Origin of the sequence: Streptomyces sp. NPDC017991, assembly GCF_044328075.1 — a bacterium.
Lineage (GTDB): Bacteria > Actinomycetota > Actinomycetes > Streptomycetales > Streptomycetaceae > Streptomyces.
Window position 1 is genome coordinate 23,927 of record NZ_JBIRGP010000011.1, and the last position, 24,529, is coordinate 48,455.

The following is a 24,529-nucleotide window of genomic DNA, read 5'->3' on the forward strand; positions in this document are numbered from 1 at the left end:
AGGCGCAATGGCGAACGACGAGAAGCTTCTCGGCTACCTCAAGCGGGTGACCGCTGAACTGCACCAGACCCGTCAGCGGTTGCAGGAGGTCCAGACCCGGGAGCGGGAGCCGGTCGCCGTCGTCGCGATGAGCTGCCGCTACCCGGGCGGGGTCCGCTCGCCGGAGGACCTGTGGCGGCTGGTCGAGAAGGAGACCGACGCGATCGGGGCGTTCCCCGACGACCGCGGCTGGGACACCGAGCAGCTGTTCGACAGCGACCCCGACCGGCCCCGTACCAGCTACGTCCGCGAGGGCGGCTTCGTCCACGACGCGGGCGAGTTCGACGCCGCCTTCTTCGGGATCTCCCCGCGCGAGGCCCTCACCATGGACCCGCAGCAGCGGATCGCGCTGGAACTCTCCTGGGAGGCGTGCGAACGCGCGGGCATCGACCCGTCGGCCCTGCGCGAGAAGCAGGTCGGCGTCTTCGTCGGCTCCGGCGGCCAGGACTACGCGTACGCGCTCGACGCGATGCCCGAGGCGGAGGAGGCGTATCTGAGCACCGCCAACGCGGCCTCGGTCATCTCCGGCCGGATCTCCTACACGCTCGGACTTGAGGGCCCCGCGCTGACCGTCGACACCGCGTGCTCGTCCTCGCTGGTCGCACTGCACCTGGCCGCGCAGGCACTGCGGCGGCGCGAGTGCGACCTCGCGCTCGCCGGCGGTGTCCTGATCATGTCGCTGCCCGCGCCGTTCATCGCGTTCAGCCGCCAGCGCGGCCTGGCACCCGACGGGCGCTGCAAGGCGTTCTCCGACACCGCCGACGGCACCGGCTGGGCCGAGGGCGCCGGAATCCTGCTCCTGGAACGGCTGTCCGACGCCCGCCGCAACGGTCACCCCGTGCTGGCGGTCGTACAGGGTTCGGCGGTCAACCAGGACGGCGCGTCCAACGGCCTGACCGCGCCCAACGGCCCCTCGCAGCAGCGGCTGATCCGCCAGGCACTGGCCGAGTCGCGGCTGTCCGCCGCCGACGTCGACGCCGTCGAAGGGCACGGCACCGGCACCACGCTGGGTGACCCGATCGAGGCACAGGCCCTGCTGGCGACGTACGGGCAGGACCGGCCGGAGGGCCGTCCGCTGTGGCTGGGGTCGATCAAGTCGAACATCGGTCACGCGCAGGCCGCCGCGGGCGCCGGCGGCGTCATCAAGATGGTGATGGCGCTGCGCCACGGACTGCTGCCCAAGACGCTGCACGTGACGGAGCCCTCGTCGCACGTCGACTGGTCCGAGGGCGCCGTGCGCCTGCTGACCGAGACGATCCCGTGGCCCGACAGCGGACGGCCGCGCCGGGCGGGCGTCTCCTCCTTCGGGGTCAGCGGGACCAACGCCCACATGATCATCGAGCAGGCGCCGGACGAGCCCGCGGACGGGACACCCGAACGGCCGGCCCCCGCGGACCGGCCGGCCCGCGTCCCGGTGCCGTGGCCGGTGTCCGGGTGGGACCCCGCCGCGCTGCGCGCCCAGGCGAGGCGCGCCCTGGCGCACGTGACGAGCGGCGGACCGGCCGACGTGCTCGACGTCGGATACTCCCTGGCGACCGGCCGGGCCGCGCTGCAGCACCGTGCCGTCGTGCTGGCGGGCGACACGGAGGAAGGACTGCGCGGGCTGGCCGCCGTCGCCGACGGCGAGCCGCACCCCGACGTGCTCGTCGGCTCCGCGGGCGGCGGCCTGACGGCCTTCCTGTTCTCCGGCCAGGGCGCGCAGCGCTTCGGCATGGGCCGCGAACTGTACGAGGAGTTCCCGGTCTTCGCCGATGCGCTCGACGCGGTCTGCGCCGAGCTGGACCGGCATCTGGACCAGCCGCTCAAGGACGTGATCTGGTCCGTGGACGGGCCCCTGGACCAGACCGTCCACACCCAGGCCGGGCTGTTCGCCGTGGAGGTCGCGCTCCACCGGCTCCTCGAATCCTGGGGGGTGGTGCCCGACTTCGTCGCGGGCCACTCCATCGGTGAACTGGTCGCCGCGCACGTCGCCGGGGTGTGGTCGCTGCAGGACGCCGCCACGCTCGTCGCCGCGCGCGGACGCCTGATGCAGGCGCTGCCTGCGGGCGGGGCGATGGCCGCCGTCGAGGCCACCGAGGACGAGGCCGTACCCGTCCTCGGGCCGGCCGCGGTGGCGGCGGTCAACGGCCCCGGCTCGGTCGTCGTCTCCGGCGCCGCGCACGAAGTGGACCGGATCACCGCGCACTTCGCCGCCCTGGGCCGCAGGACGACCCGGCTGAAGGTGTCGCACGCGTTCCACTCGCCGCTGATGGAGCCCATGCTGGAGGAGTTCCGTCGCGTCGCCGAAGGGCTCACCTACGCGGAGCCCGTCATCCCCGTCGTCTCCCACGTGACCGGCACCGCGGCGGGGGACCTCGGATCGCCCGACCACTGGGTACGGCACGTCCGTGAGGCGGTCCGCTTCGCCGACGGTGTCGCGTACCTGCGGTCCGAGGGCGTCACCCGGTTCGTGGAGCTGGGCCCCGACGGCGTACTCACCGCGTTGACCGAGGACATCCTGGACCGCGCCCAGGACACGGCGGCGCTCGCCGTACCGGTACTGCGCCGCGAGCACCCCGAGCCCGCCGCCCTGCTCACCGCGGTCGGCCGGCTCCACGTCGGCGGCGCCCGGGTCGACTGGCACGCGGTGTTCGCCGGACGCGGCGCCCGGCGGGTGGACCTGCCGACCTACGCGTTCCAGCGCAGGCGGTACTGGCCCGACGCGACGGGCGCCGCCGCGGGCCGGGTCGACGACGTCGGCACCGCGGGGCTGGAGCCGGCCGGGCATCCGCTGCTCGGTGCCGTCCTCGCCCTGCCCGACTCCGGCGGTGTCGTCCTCACCGGACGGCTCGCGCTCGGCACACAGCCGTGGCTGGCGGACCACGACCTGCTCGGCAGTACACCGCTGCCGGGCGCCGCGTACGTGGACCTGCTGGTGCGCGCCGCCGACGAGGTCGGCTGCGGGACGATCGAGGAACTCACCGTCCACGACCCGCTGGTGCTCCCGGCGCGCGGCGCCCTCGCGCTCCAGGTGGCGGTGGGCCCGGCAAAGGCCGGCACCAGGCAGGTCAGCGTCCACTCCCGGCCCGCGGACGCTCCCGCGGACCTGCCGTGGACGCGCAACGCCTCCGGCCTGCTCTCCCAGGGCCACGAACCCGCCACCTTCGACCTGGCCGAGTGGCCGCCGCGCGACGCCGACCCCGTCGACATCGACGACGTCTACGAGAAGCTGCTCGTACGGGGCCACGGCTACGGACCGGTGTTCCGGGGACTGCGCGCGGCCTGGCGGCGCGGCGCGGAACTGTTCGCCGAGGTCGAACTCCCCGAGAACGACTCCACCGGGGCCGCCGGGTTCTGCATCCACCCGGCGCTGCTGGACGCCGCGACCCACATCGGCCTCCTCGACGACAGGACCGGCCGGGCCGACGGAACCGGGGCCCTGCTGGCGACCGGCTGGAGCCGGGTGAGCCTGCACACGACGGGCGCGAAAGCCCTGCGGGTACGGATCTCACCGGCCGACGGTGGTGGGCGCGCCCTGCGACTCGCGGACGCGACGGGCCGGCCGGTGCTGTCCGGCACCCTGACGACGACCACCGTCTCCGCCGAGCGGCTGAACTCGGCGGGCGGCGAGTGGCACGACTCTCTGTTCCGGGTCGGCTGGACGCGTACCCCCCTCGAAGCGCCGCGCGCGACCTGCGCCGTCGTCGGCGCGGGCGGGTTCGGTCCGGCCGACGGGGCCCCCGTGTTCGCCGACCTGGCGGCCCTCGCCGAGACGGGCGTACCGGAGGTGGTCCTCGTCGCGCCACCCACTGGCGGCACCGGTGATGCCCACGGCACCCCCGAAGACGTGCACGCCGCCTCGCGCGGCATGCTGGAGCTGGTCCAGACGTGGCTCGCCGACGACCGGTTCGCCGCGTCCCGGCTGGCCGTGGTGACCGGGGGCGCCGTCGCCGCGGCCCCCCACGAACGCGTCGGTGACCTCACCGGAGCCGCGCTGTGGGGCCTCGTCCGCGTCGCCCAGGCCGAACACCCCGACCGGTTCGTCCTGCTCGACACCGACGGCACCCCCGAGTCGGCGCGAGCCCTGCCCGCGGCGGCCTCCCTGACCGAACCCCAGGTCGCCCTGCGCGCCGGCGAACCGTGGATCCCCCGGCTGACCGGCGCGGGCCGGGCACCCGTGCGTCCCGCGCCCTGGGACCCCGACGGCACCGTACTGATCACCGGCGGGACGGGCGGCCTCGGCACCCTGATCGCCCGGCACCTGGTGTCCGCGCACGGAGTCCGGCGGCTGCTGCTGACCAGCAGGCGCGGCCTCGACGCCCCCGGCGCGGCGGAACTGCGCGAGGAACTCACCGCACTGGGCGCGCGGGTCGAGATCGCCGCGTGCGACCTGGCCGACCGGCGGGCCGCGACCGCCCTGCTGGACGGGCGTGCGCTCACCGGCGTCGTCCACGCAGCGGGTGTCCTGGACGACGGGGTGATCTCCGCCCTGACGCCCGAGCGCGTGGCCGCCGTCCTGCGCCCCAAGGTGGACGCGGCCTGGAACCTGCACGAGCTGACCCGCGAGCAGGACCTGACGGCGTTCGTGCTGTTCTCGTCCGTCTCCGGCACCCTGGGCGCCCCCGGGCAGGGCAACTACGCGATGGCGAACGCCTATCTGGACGCGCTCGCCGAACACCGGCGCGGCCTGCGCCTGCCGGCGGTGTCGCTGGCGTGGGGCCCGTGGGCCGAGGCCGGGATGGCCGAGCGGCTCGGCGAGGACGTCCGGCGGCACGAGCGCTCCGGGATACCGGCGCTGTCCACCGCCGACGGCCTGGCGCTGTTCGACCGGGCGCTGGAGCACGGTGCGAGCGTCCTGCTGCCCGTCCGGTTCGACATCGGCGTCCTGCGCTCCCATGCCGGGTCCGCGGCGCTCCCGGCCATGCTGCACGGCCTGGTCAGGGTCCCGGCCCGGCAGACCGCCCGCAACGCGGGGGTCGCCCCGCCGACGCTGCGTCTCGCCGGCCGGACCGGCCCCGACCGGGACCGGTTCCTGCTGGAGGTCGTCCGCGGTCAGGTCGCCGCGGTACTCGGCCACGAGGACGGCGGTTCCGTCGAGCCGGACCGGGCGTTCACCGAGCTCGGCTTCAGCTCGCTCACCGCGGTCCAGCTGCGCAACGCCCTCAACGCCGTCACCGGGCTCAGGCTGCCCACCTCGCTCGTCTTCGACCATCCGACGTCCCGCGCGGTCGCCGAACTGCTGCTGACCGAGCTGGCTCCGGAGGACGAGACCGGGCCCGCGCTGGACTCCGAACTGCGGAACCTGGAACTGGCGCTGGAGGCGGCCGAGCCGGACGAGGCCGAGCGCGCCAGGGTCACCGCCCGGCTGCGCGCGATCACCGCGGCATGGGCCGTGTCCTCCCGGCCCGACGACGACACCGCCGCCGGGACGAGCCTGGCGACGGTGTCGGCGAAGGAGATGTTCGACATCCTGGACGGCGAGCTGGAGACGCCCGCCTGAGCCGGGATCGGCCCGGGGTCAGCTGCCGGCGGACCCAGGGACACTCTTGCCGAGCGGCGCGTCGAGTGACGCGCCGCTCGGCACGTCGAGGGGCGTGTCACCCGGCGTGTCACCCGGCACGTCGCTCGACGCGTCGGGCACGGCGGAGGTCACCGGGGCCACGGCCTGCCGCCTCAGCAGCAGCGTGGCCGCCACGGCGGCGGCCACCATCACCGCGGCGGCGATGGCGGCGTTGAGGTTCAGCCCGTGGACGAACGCCTCCCGGGCCCCGTCCAGCAGCCCGGACCGTGCGGGCTCCGGCAGCTGCTGGGCCACCTCGGAGGCACCGCCGAGCGTCTCGCGAGCGGCGTGCACCGCCTCGGGCGACATCCCCGACGGCACGGTGTCCTGTACGTCGGTCCGGTAGATCGCGGCGCCGATGCTGCCCAGGATCGCGACACCCAGCGCGGCACCGAGCTGGTTGGCGGTCTCCGACAGGGCCGACGCCGCTCCGGCGCGCTCCGGCGGAGCCGCGCCGAGGATCATGTCGGCGGTCAGCGTCAGCGCGACACCGAGCCCGGCGGCGACCCCGACGACCCCACCCACCAGGACGGCGAGGTGGGAGTGCACACCGACCTGGGTCAGCACGAGAAACCCGACGGCCGTGATCAGCAGCCCGGTGGACACGATGTACACCGGGCGCACCGTGCGGGCGACCCCGGTCGCGACCGTGGTGGCGAAGGCCACCGCCACCGGCGCGGGCAGCGACCACAGCGCGGCCTCCAACGGGCCCATGCCGCGCACGAGTTGCAGCCACTGCGTGGAGAACAGCGCGAATCCGACCAGCGCGAAGAACGCCACCACGTTCACCGCCATCGGCGCCGAGAAGGCACGTACGCGGAACAGGTTCAGGTCGATCAGGGGATGGCGCACCGTGCGCTGCCGCTGGACGAACGCCGCTCCGATCAGTGGTCCGGCGAGCAGGGCCGTCACCGCGAGCGCGCTCACGCCGTCCTGCGCCAGCGACTTGATCCCGTAGATCACCGGAAGCACCGCGCCGAGCGACAGCACCGCGCTGAGCAGGTCGAACCCGCCGGGCCGTGGATCGCGGTACTCGGGGATCAGCGCCGGGGCGAGTGCCAGCAGCAGCACCATCGCGGGGACGTTGATGAGGAACACCGAGCCCCACCAGAAGTGGTCGAGGAGCACCCCGGACACCAGCGGTCCGAGCGCGGCGCCGCCGGCGAACCCGGCCGTCCAGATCGCGATCGCGGTACGTCGCTGGGCGATGTCCTGGAACATGTTGCGGATGAGCGCCAGCGTGGACGGCGCGAGGATCGCCCCCGCCACACCCAGCAGTGCGCGGGTGCCGATGAGCGCCTCGGCGCTGCCCGCGTAGGCGGCGGCGACGGACGCGGCGCCGAACAGCGCGGCGCCGATCATCAGCAGCCGGCGGCGCCCGAACCGGTCCCCGAGCACGCCCATCGTGATCAGCAGGCCGGCGAGCAGGAACCCGTAGATGTCGAGGATCCACAGCTGCTGGACGCTGCTCGGCTCCAGCGACGCGGTGATGAACGGGACGGCGAGGTAGAGGACCGAGATGTCCATCGAGATGAGCAGATTGGCCAGGACCAGGACGGCGAGCCCCACCCACTCTCGCCGCCCGGCCAGCTGGGGTGATGCGGTGGTGGACATTGATCCTCCGTCGGGAGACATGGTCGGTCGGAGCCGGGCCGCCCTGGGCGGCCCGGTGTGGTGCGCTCAGGGCCCGCCGGGCGTTCCGGCCGTCGCCGCGAGCAGGGATCGGTCGATCTTCCGGTTGGCGTTGAGCGGGAAGGACTCGACGTGGCGGAACGCCCGCGGCAGCATCCCCTCGGGTAGTACCCGCCGCAGCTGTCCGGCGAGCACGACGGGGGAGACGGGGACACCGGTGTAGAACACCACCAGTTCCAGTCCGCCGCCGCCCGCGGGGCGGGTCACGGTCACCGCGTCCTCGACTCCGGCGCACGCGCGGACGGCGTCGTCGACCTCTGCGAGCTCGACCCGCCAGCCCTGGACCTGCACCTGGGCGTCCAGCCTGCCGAGGTAGACCAGTTCACCGTCGGCCAGCCGGCGGACGCGGTCACCGGTGCGGTACCAGGTCCGGCCCCCGTACCGGAGGAAGCGGCCCTCGTCGTCCGCGGGGTCCAGGTAACCGGCCGTCATCTGCGGGCCGGTGACGCACAGTTCGCCCTCGGTCCCGGCGGGAGCGCCGTCGGGGCCGAGCAGCAGATGGTCGTGACCCTCGTGCACCGTCCCGATCGGCACCTGGCCGTTCACCCCGAGAGCGGGCGAGAGCCGCGGCGACCAGCGGTGTCCGGTGACGGTGACGGTGAGTTCGGTGGGGCCGTACAGGTTCTCCACGGTCGAACGGGACGCGGCGCCCTGCCAGTCGGCGGCGTCCGCGCAGCGCAGCGCCTCACCGGCGAACAGGCTCCAGCGCAGTGACGGCATCGCCGCGGGCGTCAGGCCCCCCATCCGCCGGACGAGGGCGATGGCGCTCGGCGTGGAGAACCACACGCTCGTCCCGCGCTCGGCGAGGAACGCGGGCAGATCGGTGTAGGCGCGCACCGGCACCGTGTGCACGCTCGCGCCGGCCCCCCAGGCACAGAAGAGGTCGAACATCGCGCAGTCGAAGTTCAGCCCGAAGGTCTGGGAGAAGACGTCGTCGGGGCCGAAGTCGTAGCGGGCGTCCAGCAGCGAGAAGTAGTGGTGCGTGCTCGCGTGCGTGATCGGCACACCCTTGGGGCGGCCGGTCGAACCCGAGGTGAAGAGCATGTAGGCGAGGTCCCCGGGCGCGACCGGGCGCGGCGCGCTCAGGGCGTCGCGCGCACGGACGGGAAGGACCGGGAACCGGCCGGCGGCCCCGGGTTCGTCCGTCAGCACCGGAATGTCAGGGCTGGGCGCGTCCAGACCGGGCGCATCCAGAGCGGGCGCGCCCAGACCGAGCGCGTCCGGGCCCGGCGCGTCCAGGTGGGCCGCCTCCAGAGCGGCCAGCCCGGCGCGGTCGGCGATCACCGCCGAGACCCCGGCCGCCGCCAGCATCCGGCGTGTGCGGACCGCGGGAAAGTCCGGGGCGAGCGGTACGGCGGCCGCACCGGCGTACAGCGTCGCGAGCAGCCCGGCGAAGGACGTCCGGCCCTTCTCCGCCAGTACGCCGACGGCCCGGGGCGGTCCCGCCGGGGCGGCCAGCAGCGCGCCCGCCCACGCGAGTGCCTGCTCGTGCAGGGCCCCGTACGTCACGGCCCCGGCGTCGGCACGGAACGCGGGACGTGTGGGGGAGGCGGCCAGACCGCGCAGGAATCGCGCGTGCAGCGCGTGCTCGGGAATCCCAGTCATTCCGTCATCCGTGGAAAGGGGTTGATAAGGGTTGTCCGCCACGCGGGCGGATGCTTAGCGTGGTCCACGGAACACGTCATTTTCTCGGCCCGAAATCATGGCCCGACACCTTTCAGGAGTGAATATGTGGGATTCCCGATTCGAGGATCTTCTGCGGCAACGGCTGCCTTTTCTCCCGGCAGGCGACTCGCTGGCCGGGGACAGCAGCCTGCGTGATTTCGGCCTGGATTCCATGGGCGCGGTCGAACTGCTGGCATCGTTGGAGAACACGTTCCAGGTGCGGTTCGTGGACGAAGCGCTCGACATGGCCACCTTCGCCACACCCGGCACGCTGTGGACGGCACTCTCCCGGATGCGGGAAACAGCCGCCTGAAAAAACCGCACAGAACGAGAACCGTCCGGAAGGAGAACCCTCCGGAACGAGGCCGGCCGAAACGCCGACGGGATGTGCGCGCCCTCTTCATCGGCTATTTTCGCGATGATCATACGGCGACGTCCCGGCGGCGCGGCCGCATGGCCACCTCCGGTTTGAGTGCGACGACCTCGAAATGGTCGGTCACGCACCGCACCCGGCCCCACAGATTGTCGGGACCGCACACATGGAGCGTGCCGACGCCGAGGTCCCGCAGGGTCCGCATCACCGCCGGCCACCGCACCGGCCGCACCGCCGCGTCCAGCAGCAGCGTGCGCAGCTCCCCGCCCGACCTCAGCAGCGATCCGTCGTGGTCCGACACGACCGGAAGCGCCGGGTCGCCGAAGCCGACGTTCGCGTACACCTCGCTCTCCAGCGTCTCCCGGAGAGCGCGGAAGGCGCTGGAGTGCATGGGCGGACGCATCGTGGACAGGGGCAGCCCGCCCAGTGCGCGAAGCCGCGCGTTCAGCCATTCGAGGCGGTGCTCACGCACCGAGAGCATGTAGAAGTCGTGGTCGACATAGCAGGAGACGTCGTACCAGTCGCCCCGCTCGTCCAACTCGCCGAGCAGCTCGGCCAGTCTGTCCTCGGGGGTGCGGGCGAACGACTGGGTGACCACGTCGCGGTACTCACGGGTGAAGTACTCCTCGATGCGCCGGCCCGTCCCGGCGGTCAGCCGTACCGCCTCGGCGAAGTCGAGCGCGCCCGAGTGCACCGCGGCGGGCGTCCCGCCGAAGCTCGGCCCGGCGTAGACCACCGGATCGGCCCCGAGCGTCTCGGTCGCCCATTCCGCCATGGCCAGACAGTTCACCAGGAACGCTATCCGCGCGGACTCCTCGTAATCGCTCTCGGCGGCACGGAAACGGTCGACAAGTGAATATCCGAGCACTTCGTCCGCCTCTGCCGACAGTCGGCGGGCGGCCGGGTTCATGAGCATGAATTTCCCGACGTTCGAGAAACTCGCAGGACTGATTGCGGGAAAGATCATCGCGGCTTCCGTACGGAGGCCGGTATCCATATGTCTTTCTCTCCTCGAATGTAGGAAGTGCCGTTGGTAGTGTGGATTCCCAAGTCTGCACGTCACCCCGGCAGCTGTAGTACCCCTAATACCCCCTAAGCGAAGGACCACTGCCCGGTGCGCCTTGTAGGGCCCGATCGCGCCATGATAGGGAGGCCTCTTAATTGCCGATTCGCGCGCTTTGCTCGCCAGTAGAGGTGACCCGGATGAGTGTGAACAACAAATGGCCGGCCCGTGTACAGAACACGGTCGACAACCTTTATCGCCACCTGATGGGAGCCTGCGAGGCCACGCCCGACAAACCCGCCGTGATCGAGCTCGCGGACACCGGCGACGGCGTCGCGACGACCAGCTACGCGCAGTTGCGGGAACGCACCGGGACCTACGCCGACGCGCTCGGCGACCTGGGCCTGGACGTCGGCGACCGGGTGGTCCTGGAGTCCGACACCTCGGCGTCGGCGATCGCGCTGTACATGGCCTGCTGCCTGCTCGGCCTGCCGTTCGTGCCGGTCAGCCCCGAGACCCCGACCAAGCGGCTGCTGTCGATCATCGACAGCGCGCGCCCCGCCCTGTACCTGCAGACCGGGCGCGGGGGCCGCGACGGCATCCCGCCCGAGGTCGGCACCGCCCGGTTCGGCCCCGACGGGCTGACGGTCGGACGAGCCCCACAGCCCAGGACCCGGCACCGGCGCGAAGTCGTCCCCACGGACCCGGCGTACATCATCTTCACCTCCGGCACGACCGGCCGTCCCAAGGGTGTGGTGATGAGCCACCGCGCCAACACCGCGTTCTTCCGTGCGGTCCTGGAGCTCGGCCTCATCGCGCCGGACGACCGCGTCGCCACCACGTCACCGCTCCAGTTCGACTTCTCGCTGCTCGACATCGGCATGGCGCTCGGTGCCGGGGCGACCGTGGTCGCGGTGCCCCGCGACCGGCTGCGCTGGCCGCGGCGCTTCCTCGGCTTCCTCCGCGACGCGGGCGCGACCCATGTGCACGGGGTGCCGTCGATCTGGCGGCCGGTACTGCGCACCGAGCCCCACGCGCTGGCGGAACTCGGCCTGCGGGGAGTGCTCTTCTGCGGCGAGGAGTTCCCGCTGGCCGAACTGCGCCGGTTCCAGGCCCTGTCGCCGTCGACGCGGATCGTCAACTGCTACGGAGCCACCGAGTCGATGGCGTGCTCGTTCACCGATGTGCCCGCCCCGCTGCCCGCGGACCTGGAACGGCTGTCGATCGGCTTCGCGCATCCGGGTGCCGAGATGATGCTCGCCGACGAACGCGGCCGGCCGATCACCCGGCCCGGTGTCGTCGGGGAGATCCACCTGCGCGGCCCCTCGCTGTTCAGCGGCTACTGGAACGACCCCGAAGCAACGCGCGCGGCGCTCGTGCCCGACCCGCTGAACCCGGCCTCGGGCCAGATCGTGTTCCGCACCGGCGATCTGGCGCACCAGGGTCCGGACGGGGCGATGTACTTCCGCTCCCGCGCCGACTCCCAGGTCCAGATCCGCGGGAACCGCGTCGAACTCGCCGAGGTGCAGCGCCGGCTCATGGACTTCCCCGGCGTCGCCGCCGCGGTCGCCATGGTGGTGCCCGGCTCCGGTGCCGACCCGGTGCTGAGCGCCTTCGCCGTCATGGAACGCGGCGCTCCGGAGCCCGACCGCAGGGAACTGCGCGCCCACTGCGCGGAGGCGCTGCCCGACTACATGGTGCCGCAGGAACTCCAGGTCCTGGAGGAACTGCCCGTCACCGAGAACGGCAAAGTCGATCACGCGGTACTGGCCGCACGGCTCACCACCCCGACGTCCTTTAGGGGCCGATAAGGGTTGGTGGCCGTCGGGGCCCCGGGTAGCGTTCGGCGCGAACGGTGCATTTGCTCAACGAATTGCCGCCGTATTCCCGCCACTTGGCTTCGCGGGGCGCGCCTCGCTCATTCCCGTGGCCGACTGTGATGCCACATTTCCCATTCCGAACGCGGACAAGACACGGAGAAATGAGATGAAGGTTTTCGTCACTGCTGGAACGGGCGTCGTGGGGACGGCTCTGGTGAGCGAGCTGCGGTCCCGTGACGTCGAGGTCTCGGTGCTGACCCGCAGCACCGAGAACGCCGAGGCGCTTCCCGAGGGCGTACGCGGCGTCGTCGGCGACCTCCTGGACCACAAACTGCTGATGGAGGAGTTCGCCGACGCCGACGCGGTGTTCCTCAACCTGCCCGTCGGCGAGGCCGAGACCTACCAGGGGCTCCTCGCGGTGGACGCCGCCAGGCGCAGCGCCGTCGGACATCTGGTGTACGTCTCCACCCAGGACCTGGAGAACCTGTTCACCCCGCCGCACTGCGGTGTGAAGGTCGCCGTGGAGAAGGCCCTGAAGGCCTCCGGCGTCCCCTACACGATCCTGCGCCGCAGCGAGCTGATGCAGAACGACATCGGGGCCAAGGACATGCTGTTCATGGGCGTGTACGGCATCCCGCTCGGCGAGATCGGTGTGTCCCGGGTGGACGTCCGTGACGTCGCCGAGGCGGCCGCGGTCGTCCTCACCTCGCCCGGTCACGAGGGCCGCACCTACACCGTCACGGGCCCCGAGCCCGTCACCGGGCAGTTCGTCACCGACACCTGGAAGCGCGTGCTCGGCGTCGAGATCGCCTACGTCGGCGGTGACCTGGAGTCCTGCTCGCTGATCCTCAACCAGATGATGCCGCAGCACCTCGCCCGCGACCTCTGGATGATGTACGAGCACTACGACCACAACGGCTACGTCGCGGCGGCCGAGGACATCGAGGCCGTGACCAAGCTGCTCGGTCGCCCGCCGCGCTCCTTCACCGAGTTCGCCGAGGAGACGGCGCAGGCCTGGAAGGCGGCCTGACCCCGCGTCACGGGGCCGTGGAAGACGTCGGTGAACGGTGTCACGATCGTGGAGTGCGCGCATGAGTGAATTCGGTGAACCCGGTGGCCCGGACGGCGGAGGATTCGCCGCCATGAGGGCCGCCGGATCTGCCTCGGAGCAGCTTCACCTGCTGCTCGACCTGGTGCGTGCCGAAACGCTCGCCGTACTGCGGAGGGCCGATCCTGGGACGTCGGAGAGAATCGACGCGGAACGGCCCTTCCGGGATATCGGAATCGACTCCATAGGCCTCGTCGAATTGCATTCCAGGCTGACGGCGGCGACCGGCCTCCCACTGCCGGTCACCATCGGATTCGATTACCCGAGCCCGGCGGAACTGGCCGAGTACCTGCGTGCGGAAGCGCTGGGGCTCCCCGCCGTCCGGCCGCCCGTCCCGGCGCGGCCGGCCGCCGCCGGCGACGAGCCGATCGCCGTCATCGGCATCGGGTGCCGTTTCCCGGGCGGTGTCACCTCGCCCGAGGACCTGTGGCGGCTCGTCGTGGACGGCACCCATGTGATCTCCGGCTTCCCGGCCGACCGGGGCTGGGACCTGGACGCCCTGTACGACCCCGACCCGGACGTCCCCCGTACCAGCTACGTCCGCCAGGGCGGATTCCTGGACGGCGCCGCCGACTTCGACGCGGCCTTCTTCGGCATCAGCCCCAAGGAGGCCCTGGCGATGGACCCGCAGCAGCGGCTGCTGCTGGAAACCTGCTGGGAGGCGCTGGAACGGGCCGGCATCGACCCCGGCCGGCTGCGCGGCACCGAGGCGGGCGTGTTCATCGGCGTGGAGCCGCACGAGTACGGCCCGAAGACCCATCAGGCGCCCGACGGGCTGGACGGGCACCTGATGCTCGGCAACCTGCCCAGCGTGGTGTCCGGCCGCGTCGCCTACACCCTCGGGCTTGAGGGGCCGACGCTGACCGTGGACACCGCCTGCTCGGGGTCGCTCACCGCGCTGCACCTGGCCGTGCGCTCGCTGCGCGGCGGTGAGTGCGAACTCGCCCTGGCCGGTGGTGTGACGGTGATGTCGAGCCCCGGGACGTTCACCATGTTCAGCAGGCAGCGCGGCCTCGCCCCGGACGGCCGGTGCAAGGCCTTCGCCGCAGCCGCGGACGGCACCGGCTTCGCCGAGGGCTCCGGCGTGTTCGTGCTGACGCGGCTGTCGGACGCGCGCCGCGCCGGGCACCCCGTTCTCGCGGTGGTGCGCGGCAGCGCGATCAACCAGGACGGCGCGAGCAACGGCCTGACCGCGCCGAACGGACTCGCGCAGCAGCGGGTCGTCCACCGTGCGCTGGCCGACGCGGGGATGACCGCCGGGCAGGTGGACGCCGTCGAGGCGCACGGCACCGGCACCCGCCTCGGCGACCCGATCGAGGCACGCGCCCTGATCGCCGCCTACGGGCCCCACCACACCGCCGACCGGCCCCTGTGGCTGGGCTCGGTCAAATCGAACATCGGGCACACGGGTGCCGCCGCCGGGGCCGCCGGCCTGATCAAGATGATCATGTCGATGCGGCACGGCACGCTGCCGCCGACCCTGCACGTGGACACACCGTCCCCGCACGTCGACTGGTCGGCCGGTACCGTGCGGCTGCTGACCGGGCCGGTGCCGTGGGAGTCCGGCGAGGAGCCGCGCCGCGCGGGCGTCTCCTCGTTCGGCGCGAGCGGCACCAACGCCCACGTGATCATCGAGCAGGCACCGGATCTCGACACCGCCGCCCTCGACACCGCCGACGTCCACCACCCCGGCGCCACCGACCTCGACGCCGCTGGCCTCGACGCCGCTGGCCTCGACGCCTCTGAGCCCCACGGCTCCGGCGCCGCCGGCCTCGTCACCTCCGGCGCCACCGACCCCGGCACCGCCAACTCCCACCGCGCGAAGGCCGGGCCCGCCGCGGCCCGGGTGACCCCCCTCGTGCTGTCGGCGCGCGGTGAGCCCGCGTTGCGGGCCCAGGTGGAGCGGCTGAGGTCGCTGCTGGCCGCGCCCGACGCCCCGTCGCTGGCCGACGTTGCGTACTCCGCGGCCACGACCAGGGCCGCCCTGGGCCACCGCTCGGCGGTCGTCGCCACCGACCGCGAGGAGGCGCTGCGCGCCCTGGCCGCCCTCGCCGACGCCGGACCGCCGTCCCTCGGCCCGGTCACCGACCCCCGCACCGCGTTCCTGTTCACCGGCCAGGGCAGCCAACGTCCCGGCATGGGACGGCAGTTGTACGAGACGTTCCCGGTGTTCGCGAGTGCCCTGGACGAGGCCGCCGCCCATCTGGACGTACAGCTCGACATACCGCTGCTCGACGTGCTGTTCGCCGCCGACCCGGCGCGCGCCGCGCTCCTGCAGCAGACCGCCTACGCCCAGCCCGGCCTGTTCGCGGTCGAGGTGGCGCTGTTCCGCCTGGTGGAGTCCTGGGGCATCGTCCCCGACCACGTCGCCGGCCACTCGGTCGGCGAACTCACCGCGGCCCACGTGGCCGGCGCCCTGTCCCTGGAGGACGCCGCACTGCTCGTCGCCGCCCGCGGCCGTCTCATGCAGGAACTGCCGCCGGGCGGCGCCATGGTCGCGCTGGGCGCCTCCGAGGAGGACGTACTGCCGCGCCTCACCGGGAACGCCGGGATCGCCGCCGTGAACGGGCCCGCGTCGGTCGTGGTGTCCGGCGACGAGGACGCGGTGGCGCGGATCGCGGACCGCTTCGCCGCCGAGGGGCGCAGGACCGGGCGGCTGCGGGTCTCGCACGCGTTCCACTCACCGCTCATGGAACCGATGCTCAAGGAGTTCCGGCGTATCGCCCAGGTCATGGACCACGCGCCGCCGCGGATCCCGATCGTGTCGAACCTGACGGGGCGGCCCGTCGTACCCGACGCCGACTACTGGGTGCGGCACGTCCGCGAGGCGGTCCGCTTCCACGACGGCGTCCGGTGGATGGAGTCCGAGGGCGTCACCACGTTCCTCGAACTCGGCCCCGACGCCGTGCTGTCGTCGATGGGCCCCGACTGCCTCGGCGACGACACCGACGCGGCCTTCGTACCCCTCCTGCGGGCCGGGCGACCGGAGGAACGCGAGCTGGTCGCGGCCGTGGCACTCGCGCACACCCGGGGCACCGGCGTGAACTGGGAGAACTTCTTCGCCGGACGCGGCGCACGACGGGTGGACCTGCCGACCTACCCGTTCCAGCGACGCCGCTACTGGCTGGACGACACCGCGGCGACGCCGGGACGGGACGGCACCGGCCATCCGCTGCTGGACACGGCGATCGGCCTCGCGGACACCGGCGGGACGGTGCTGTCCGGACGGCTGTCGGTGCGCTCCCAGCCCTGGCTCGCCGACCACGTCATCGCCGGCACCGTACTGCTGCCGGGAACCGCGTTCGTCGACATGGTGATCCGGGCCGGCGACGAGGTCGGCTGCGGCACCGTGGAGGAGCTCACGCTGGAGGTGCCGCTGGCGCTGCCGGCCGAGGGCGGCGTGAGCGTGCAGGTCGTCGTCGGCCGGCCCGACGCCTCGGGCCGCCGCTCCGCCGACGTCCACGCCCGCCCGGAGGGCGACGGCCCCTGGACACGGCACGCGAGCGCGGTCCTGGCACCGCCCGGCCCCGTGGACACGACGTCGCCGATGCCCGCCACCGCCCAGTGGCCGCCACCGGACGCCGAGCCCGTCGACGTCGACCTGCTCAACCGGGCGGGCTCCGCCTACGAGTTCGGCCCCATGTTCCGGAACCTGCGCGCGGCGTGGCGCCGCGGGACCGAGGTCTTCGCCGAGGCCCGGCTGCCCGAGGAGGCCCGCGCCCAGGCCGTACGGTACGGACTGCACCCGGCGCTCCTGGACTCCGCGCTGCGCCCCGCCGACCTCGTGGGCGACCGCGTCCGGGGGAGCGAGGAGGTCTGGCTCCCGTTCGTCTGGACCGGGGTGACCCTGCACGCCTCCGGCGCCACGGCACTGCGGATACGGATCTCACCGGCGGGCCCCGACGGGGTGTCCCTGGAGATCACCGACACCTCCGGCGCCCCTGTCGTGTCGGTGGCCTCGATCGTGGAACGCCCCGTCCCCGTCGAACGCCTCACCGGTACGGCGCCGAGTCCGTCGCTGCTCAGGCTGCGCTGGGAACCCGCGCCGGCGCACACGGCTCCCGCGCGAGGCGGCTGGGCCGCGCTGGGCACCGAGGAGTTCGGACCGGACGCCACGGTGCACGCCGACCTCGGCGCCCTGCGCACGGCCATCGCGTCCGGCGCGGCCGTACCCGAAGCGGTACTGGTCCCGTTCCCGCCGACCCAGGGCGAACCCCACCGGGCCGCCCGCGCCGCGACCCACCGCCTCCTCGACCTGCTCCAGCGCTGGCAGGCCGAGGAACAACTGGCCTCCTCCCGGCTGGTGGTCGTCACCACGGGCGCGGTGGCCGCGCGACCGGGGGAGACCCCCGATCTCGGCAGCGCCCCCCTGTGGGGCCTGACCCGCTCGGCCCAGGCCGAGCATCCCGGCCGGTACGTCCTCGCGGACCTCGGCGCCGGCACCGCGCGAGGGCTGCGCGCGGCGCTGGCCACCGGTGAACCGCAGGTCGCGGTCCGCGGCGACACGGTCCTCGTGCCCCGCCTGGCCGAGGTCCCCGCACCCGACACCGCACCCGACACCGCCCCGGACAGTCCCTGGGACTCCACGGGCACGGTGCTCATCACCGGAGGCACCGGCGGGCTGGGCGGCCACCTCGCCCGCCACCTGGTCGTCGAGCACGGCGTCCGGCACCTGCTGCTGGCCGGCCGCCGGGGCACGGACGCGCCCGGTGCCGCCGACCTCGCCGCGGAACTGACGGAACTCGGCGCCTTTGTCACCGTGGCCGCCTGCGACGCCTCGGACCGGCAGGCGCTCACGGCGCTGCTGGCCGCGATCCCCGCGGAGCACCCCCTGTCGGGCGTCGTGCACACCGCGGGCGTCGTCGCCGACGGCCTGCTCGGGTCGCTCACACCCGAGCGGGTCGACGAGGTGCTGCGCCCCAAGGCGGACGCGGCCTGGCACCTGCACGAGCTGACCCGGCACCTGGATCTGTCGGCGTTCGTGCTGTACTCCTCCGTCGCGGGGATCGTGGACGGCCCAGGACAGGGCAACTACGCCGCCGCGAACGTCTTCCTCGACGCGCTCGCAGAGCACCGCCGCGCCGCGAACCTGCCCGCGACCTCACTGGCCTGGGGGCTGTGGTCCGGAGACGGCATGGGCGCACGCCTGGACGAGGCCGCCCTGCGCAGGGCGGGCCGCTCCGGCCTGGTGGCCCTCACACCCGCCGAGAACCTCGCCCTGTTCGACCTGGCCCTGTACGCGGGGGAGGCCGTGGCCGTCCCCGTCAGGGTGGACGCCGCCGCGCTGCGGGACCGCGCCGACGGTGTGCCGTCCGTCCTGCGCGGCCTGGTCCGCGGCCCGGTGCGCCGGACCGCCTCCGCGGGCACCCCGTCCGCCGGCGGAGCGCCCCTCACGGCCCGGCTGGCCGAACTGCCCGAGGCCGAACGCGACCGCGTCGTCCTGGATCTGGTCCTGACCCGGGTCGCCCAGGTGCTCGGACACGAGGGCGGGGACGCGATCGAGCCGCGCCGGGCCTTCAGCGAGATCGGCTTCGACTCGCTCGCCGCCGTGGAACTGCGCAACGGGCTCAACGCGGTGACCGGACTGAGGCTGCCCTCGACCCTGGTCTTCGACTACCCGAACCCCGCCGCCCTCGCCGCCCACGTACTGGCCAGGGCGTCCGGGACACGTAAGGCCCCCGCCGTACCGCCGCCCGCCGCGCTCACCGGCTCCGGCTCGGACTCCGGTTCCGGTTCCGGTTCCGGGGAGGACGCCATCGCGATCGTCGCGATGGCCTGCCGCTATCCCGGCGGGGTGGAGTCCCCCGAGGACCTGTGGCGGCTGGTGGCCGAGGGCCGGGACGGTGTCTCGGCCTTCCCCGAGGACCGCGGCTGGAACGTGGCGGACCTCTACGACCCCGAGCCGGGCAGGCCGGGCAAGAGCTACATCCGCGAGGGAGGGTTCCTGCACGACGCCGCCGACTTCGACGCCGGCCTCTTCGGGATCAGCCCCCGCGAGGCCCTGGCAACGGATCCGCAGCAGCGCCTGCTGCTGGAGGCGTCGTGGGAGGCGCTGGAACGCGCCGGGATCGATCCGCTGTCGATGCGCGGCACCACGACCGGTGTGTTCGCCGGGATCATGTACCACGACTGGGCGACCCGGTTGGCGAAGGTGCCCGAGGACCTGGCAGGTTACCTGGGCAACGGCAGCGCGAGCAGCGTCGCCACCGGGCGCGTCGCCTACACGCTCGGCCTGGAGGGCCCCGCGGTGAGCGTGGACACCGCGTGCTCGTCCTCGCTGGTGGCCCTGCACTGGGCCATGCAGTCGCTGCGGCGCGGCGAGTGCTCCCTGGCACTGGCCGGCGGTGTGACCGTGATGGCCACCCCCGACACGTTCGTGGACTTCAGTCTGCAGCGTGGTCTGTCGCGTGATGGGCGGTGCAGGTCGTTTGCGGCTGGGGCGGATGGTACGGGGTGGGGTGAGGGTGTCGGGATGCTGTTGGTGGAGCGGTTGTCGGATGCCCGGCGTCATGGTCATCCGGTGTTGGCGGTGGTGCGTGGTTCGGCGGTGAATCAGGATGGTGCGTCGAATGGGTTGACGGCTCCGAACGGTCCGTCGCAGCAGCGGGTGATCGTGGCGGCGTTGGCGAGTGCGCAGGTGTCGTCGGATCAGGTGGATGTGGTGGAGGGGCACGGTACGGGGACGACGCTGGGTGATCCGATCGAGGCGCAGGCGTTGCTGGCGACGTACGGGCAGGACCGGCCTGAGGGCAGCCCGTTGTGGCTGGGGTCGGTCAAGTCGAACATCGGGCATGCGCAGGCGGCGGCGGGTGTCGCGGGGATCATCAAGATGGTCAAGGCGATGGAGCACGGCGTACTGCCGCGCACACTGCACGTGGATGCGCCGTCTCCGCAGGTGGACTGGTCGGCGGGGCGGGTGGAACTGCTGACGGAGGCACGGGAGTGGCCGGAGGCGGAGGGCCGTCCGCGCCGCGCGGGGATCTCCTCGTTCGGGATCAGCGGCACCAACGCCCACGTCATCATCGAAGCGGCACCCGCACCCGAACCCGCCCCGCTGCCGGACCCCGGACCCGCGCCCACCGTGGGCGGTACGGTCCCGTGGGTGCTCGCGGGCAGCACACCGGAGGCCCTGCGGGCCCAGGCCGTCCGGCTGCGGGAGCGACTGGACGACCTCGGCACCCGGGACCCCGCCGCCGTCGGACACGCGCTGGCGACCTCCCGTGCCGCCCTGGAACACCGCGCGGTGCTCGTCGGGTCCGGCCACGAGGCCCTGGCACGCGAACTGGACGCCCTCGTCCGACAGGACCCGCCGCTCAGTGTGCTCCAGGGACCGGCGGCCGGCGGCGGCCTCGCGTTCCTGTTCACCGGCCAGGGCGCGCAACGGCCCGGCATGGGAAGGGAGTTGTACGAGCGGTTCACCGCGTTCGCCGAGGCGTTCGACGCGGTCGCTGCCCTGCTGGACAAGCATCTGGAGCGCCCCCTGCGCGAGGTGCTGTGGGACGAACCCCCAGTGGACGAACCCGAACTGAGCCAACCCGAACTGAGCGAACCCGGACTGAGCGAACCCGGACTGGACGGACCCGCCCGGGACGAACCCCGACTGCTCGACGAGACCGTCTGGGCGCAGGCCGGGCTGTTCGCGGTCGAGGTGGCGCTGTTCCGGCTGCTGGAATCCTGGGGAGTGCGGCCCGACCACCTGCTCGGTCACTCGATCGGTGAGATCGTGGCGGCGCACGTCGCGGGTGTGCTGTCGCTGAAGGACGCCACGACGCTGGTCGCGGCACGCGGCAGGCTGATGCAGGCACTGCCGCGCACCGGGGCCATGGTCGCGGTCCGGGCCGCCGAGGCGGAGGTCGAACCCCTGCTGGGCGACGGAGTGGCGATCGCGGCGGTGAACGGTCCGTCCTCGGTGGTGATCTCGGGCGAGACGGACGCGGTGCTCGACACGGCCGCCCGGCTCGCCGCCGGCGGCGTGCGGACCACCCGCCTCCGGGTCTCCCACGCCTTCCACTCCCCGCTGATGGAACCGATGCTGGACGACTTCCGCCGCGTCGCCGAGACACTCACGTACCACCGTCCGCACATCCCGGTCGTGTCCAACCTGACCGGCGGGATCACCGATCAGGGCTCGGCGGACCACTGGGTGCGTCACGTCCGGGCACCGGTCCGGTTCGCCGACGGCGTGAGGTTCCTGTCGGGCCTCGGCGTGACCACGTTCGTCGAGACCGGCCCCGACGCGGTCCTGTCGGCGATGGGCAGGGAGTGCGTCGACAGCGAGAGCGACACCGGCGCCGGCAGCGGCAGCGGCAGCGGCAGCGGCAGCGGCATCGCGTTCGTCCCGTTGCTGCGCCGCGACCGGCCCGAGGAGCACGAGGTGGTGTCCGGGGTGGCCGCGGTCCACGCCCGCGGCCGGCACGTGGACTGGGACGCCTTCTTCGCGGGGCGGCCCCGTGACGCCTCGATCGACCTCCCTACGTACGCCTTCCAGCGGCGCCGCTTCTGGCTCGACGCGGGCGATCCGGCCCCCGGCGACGTCGGCCTCGCCGGGCTGGAACCGGTCGACCATCCGATCCTGCGCGCCGCGCTGGACACCCCGGGCTCGGGCCGGGTCGTGCTCACCGGCCGTCTGTCGGCGGACGTCCAGACCTGGCTGGCCGACCACGCCGTGCTGGGTTCGGTGCTGCTGCCCGGCACCGGTTTCGTGGACCTGGTCCTCACGGCGGGCGTCCACGTCGGCTGTGGCACGCTCACCGAACTCACGCTGGAGGCACCGCTCGTGCTGCCCGACCGGGGCGCGGTGGCCCTGCGGGTCACCGTGGACGAGCCGGACGGCACCCGCGCCCGGACGGTCGCCGTCCACGCACGCCCCGAGGGCGAGCCCGACCTGCCCTGGACCCGGCACGCCACCGGCGTACTGGCGGCCGAAGCCGAGGAGCCCGCGTTCGACCTCACCGCCTGGCCCCCGGCCGGGGCCGACTCCCTGGACGTCACCGACGCCTACGAACTGCTCGCCGCCCGGGGTTACGGCTACGGCCCGGCCTTCCGGGGCCTGCGGGCCGCGTGGCGCCGCGGTGACGAGGTCTTCGCCGACATCGCCCTGCCGGACGCGGCCCGCGACGACGCGGCGCGGTTCGGACTGCATCCCGCCCTGCTGGACGCGGCGCTGCACGCGGACGCCCTGGACGACGACGGCGTGACGAGCGTCCCCTTCTCCTGGGAACGCGTGACGCTGCACGCCACGGGCGCGTCCGCCCTGCGCGTGCTCACCCGCCGGGCCACGGACGGCGACGGCACGTCGATACTGCTCGCCGACGAGTCCGGCCGACCGGTGGCGACGGTGAAGTCCCTGGTCACCCGGCCCCTGTCGGCGGAAGGGCTCACGAGCACCCGGCGCGGTCCGCTGTTCCGCGTCGGCTGGACCCCGCTGCCACCCGGCCCCGCCGACACCGCCGGCCGGTTCGCCGTCGTGGGCACCGGCCCGATCGGCCCGCTCGCCCCCTGGGCCGACGACGCGCCCCGGTACGCCGATCTCGCCGCGTTGGCGGACGCGACGGCACCCGTGCCCCCACTCGTACTGTTCCCCTGCCCGGCGCCTTCCGGTGACGGTGACGTTCCCCTCGGCGTGCGCGCGACCACGACCGCGGTGCTGGAGATCCTGCGGGACTGGCCGGCCGACGAGCGGTTCGCCGACTCCCGGCTGGCCGTCGTGACCGGCGGCGCGGTGGACACCGGCGACGGCCGGATCGAGATGCGGCAGGCGCCGGTGTGGGGCCTGGTCCGGGCGGCGCAGGCGGAGAACCCCGGCCGGTTCGTCCTGCTGGACCTGGACGGCCCCGGCGGCACGGCACCGCCGCTCCCCGTCAGCGAACCCGAGATCGCGGTACGCGGCGGCAGGGCTCTGGTACCCCGGCTGGTGAAGGCCGCCGGACCCACGGCCCCCACGGCCTGGGATCCCGACGGCACCGTCCTGATCACCGGCGGGACCGGCGGGCTCGGCGCACTCGTGGCACGCCACCTGGTCACGGCGCACGGTGTCCGCCGACTGGTGCTGGCAGGCCGCCGCGGCCCGGCGGCGCCGGGCGCCACAGCCCTGGCCGCCGAACTGACCGCTCTCGGCGCCGAGACCGAGGTGGCCGCCTGCGACACGGCCGACCGCGACGCACTGGCCGCCCTCTTGGCCGGCATCCCGGCGGACCGGCCCCTCACCGCGGTGCTGCACCTGGCGGGCGTCCTGGACGACGGGCTGATCGGCTCGCTGACCCCCGCCCGGCTGGACGGGGTACTGCGCGCCAAGGCCGACGCCGCCTGGAACCTGCACGAACTGACACGGGAGGCGGACCTGTCGGCGTTCGTGCTGTTCTCCTCGGTCAGCGGCCTGATGATGGGCGCCGGCCAGGGCAACTACGCCGCCGCCAACACCTTCCTGGACGCGCTCGCGGTACACCGCCGCTCGCTCGGCCTGCCCGCGGCGTCCCTCGCGTGGGGGCTGTGGGACGAGACCGCCGGCATGGGCGGACGCCTCGGCGAGGCCGACCGCGGTCGCGTCCGCGCCTCGGGAGTCCCGCCCCTGTCACCGGCCGAGGGGCTGGCGCTGTTCGACGACGCGCTGGCGGCCCGCGAGACGCTGCCGGTGCCGATCCGGCTCGACCCGGCGGCGCTGCGTGCCGCCCGCGACGACATACCGGCGCTGCTGCGCGGCCTCGTACCACCCGCACCCGCACCCGCCGCAGCCGCCCGTCCCGCCGCGGGACCCGACCTCGAACGGCGGCTCGCCGCTCTCGCGGGCGAGGACGAGCGGGAGTCGCTCCTGCTCGGCCTGGTCCGCGCCGAGGTCGCGGCCGTCCGGCACGACGATCCCGCCGCCATCGACCCCGGGGCCCCGTTCACGGCGCTCGGACTCGACTCGCTCGCCTCGATCGAACTCCGCAACCGGCTGGGCACCGCGTCCGGGCTGCGGCTGTCCGCGACACTCACCTTCGACCACCCCACGCCCGCCGGACTGGCGAGGTTCCTGCTGTCCGAACTGCTCCCCGAGGGGGCGCTGCCCGCCCCGGACGAGGACTCGGTCCGGTCGGCACTCGCCACGATCCCGCTCGCCCGGCTGCGCGAGTCCGGGCTGCTGGACACCCTGCTGGGCCTCACGGAGACCGGCCCGCCGGAAGCCGGAAGCATCTCGCTGCCCCGGCCGGCGCCGGACCACGACGACGACAGGGCCGAGGAGATCAGGGGCATGGGCGTCGAGGACCTGCTCCGGGCCGCCCGCCGCACCACACCGACCTAGGGAGAGACC

8 protein-coding genes are annotated in these 24,529 nt (G+C 73.7%); 5 read left to right on the forward strand and 3 right to left on the reverse strand.

Features of this window, described 5'->3' with window-relative positions; translation table 11 throughout:
* The first annotated feature begins 7 nt into the window (after nucleotides 1-7).
* Nucleotides 8-5,518: a type I polyketide synthase gene (locus ACH4DZ_RS29230; protein ID WP_398290379.1), complete on the forward strand. Its 5,511-nt coding sequence runs from the start codon at nucleotides 8-10 to the stop codon at nucleotides 5,516-5,518.
* Nucleotides 5,519-5,536: 18 nt separating this feature from the next.
* Here the strand turns inward: ACH4DZ_RS29230 and ACH4DZ_RS29235 are convergent, their stop codons facing one another.
* On the reverse strand, nucleotides 5,537-7,192 hold the full coding sequence (locus ACH4DZ_RS29235; protein ID WP_398290380.1) for an MFS transporter: 1,656 nt from the start codon (nucleotides 7,190-7,192) through the stop codon (nucleotides 5,537-5,539).
* Between the two features lie 66 nt (nucleotides 7,193-7,258).
* Nucleotides 7,259-8,875 carry an AMP-binding protein gene (locus ACH4DZ_RS29240; protein ID WP_398290381.1) on the reverse strand — a complete coding sequence of 539 codons (1,617 nt, stop codon included), beginning with the start codon at nucleotides 8,873-8,875 and terminating at the stop codon, nucleotides 7,259-7,261.
* A 124-nt stretch (nucleotides 8,876-8,999) separates the two neighbouring features.
* Here ACH4DZ_RS29240 and ACH4DZ_RS29245 point away from each other — a divergent pair, with 124 nt between their 5' ends.
* On the forward strand, nucleotides 9,000-9,248 hold the full coding sequence (locus tag ACH4DZ_RS29245; protein ID WP_398290382.1) for a phosphopantetheine-binding protein: 249 nt from the start codon (nucleotides 9,000-9,002) through the stop codon (nucleotides 9,246-9,248).
* A 109-nt stretch (nucleotides 9,249-9,357) separates the two neighbouring features.
* On the opposite strand, the gene ACH4DZ_RS29250 is transcribed toward ACH4DZ_RS29245, so the two are convergent.
* Nucleotides 9,358-10,305, reverse strand: a complete 948-nt coding sequence (locus tag ACH4DZ_RS29250) for an ACP S-malonyltransferase (protein WP_398290383.1) — start codon at nucleotides 10,303-10,305, stop codon at nucleotides 9,358-9,360.
* Nucleotides 10,306-10,511: 206 nt separating this feature from the next.
* On the opposite strand from ACH4DZ_RS29250, the gene ACH4DZ_RS29255 reads away from it, so the two are divergent.
* From ACH4DZ_RS29255 to ACH4DZ_RS29265, 3 genes are all read left to right on the forward strand, one after another.
* The gene (locus tag ACH4DZ_RS29255; RefSeq protein ID WP_398290384.1) at nucleotides 10,512-12,122 is read left to right on the forward strand and encodes an AMP-binding protein; all 1,611 of its coding nucleotides are present in this window, start codon (nucleotides 10,512-10,514) and stop codon (nucleotides 12,120-12,122) included.
* A 175-nt stretch (nucleotides 12,123-12,297) separates the two neighbouring features.
* On the forward strand, nucleotides 12,298-13,161 hold the full coding sequence (locus ACH4DZ_RS29260; protein ID WP_398290385.1) for an SDR family oxidoreductase: 864 nt from the start codon (nucleotides 12,298-12,300) through the stop codon (nucleotides 13,159-13,161).
* A 163-nt stretch (nucleotides 13,162-13,324) separates the two neighbouring features.
* A complete protein-coding gene (locus ACH4DZ_RS29265) occupies nucleotides 13,325-24,520 on the forward strand; it encodes an SDR family NAD(P)-dependent oxidoreductase (protein ID WP_398290651.1) in 11,196 nt (3,731 codons plus the stop codon).
* Nucleotides 24,521-24,529: the final 9 nt, after the last annotated feature.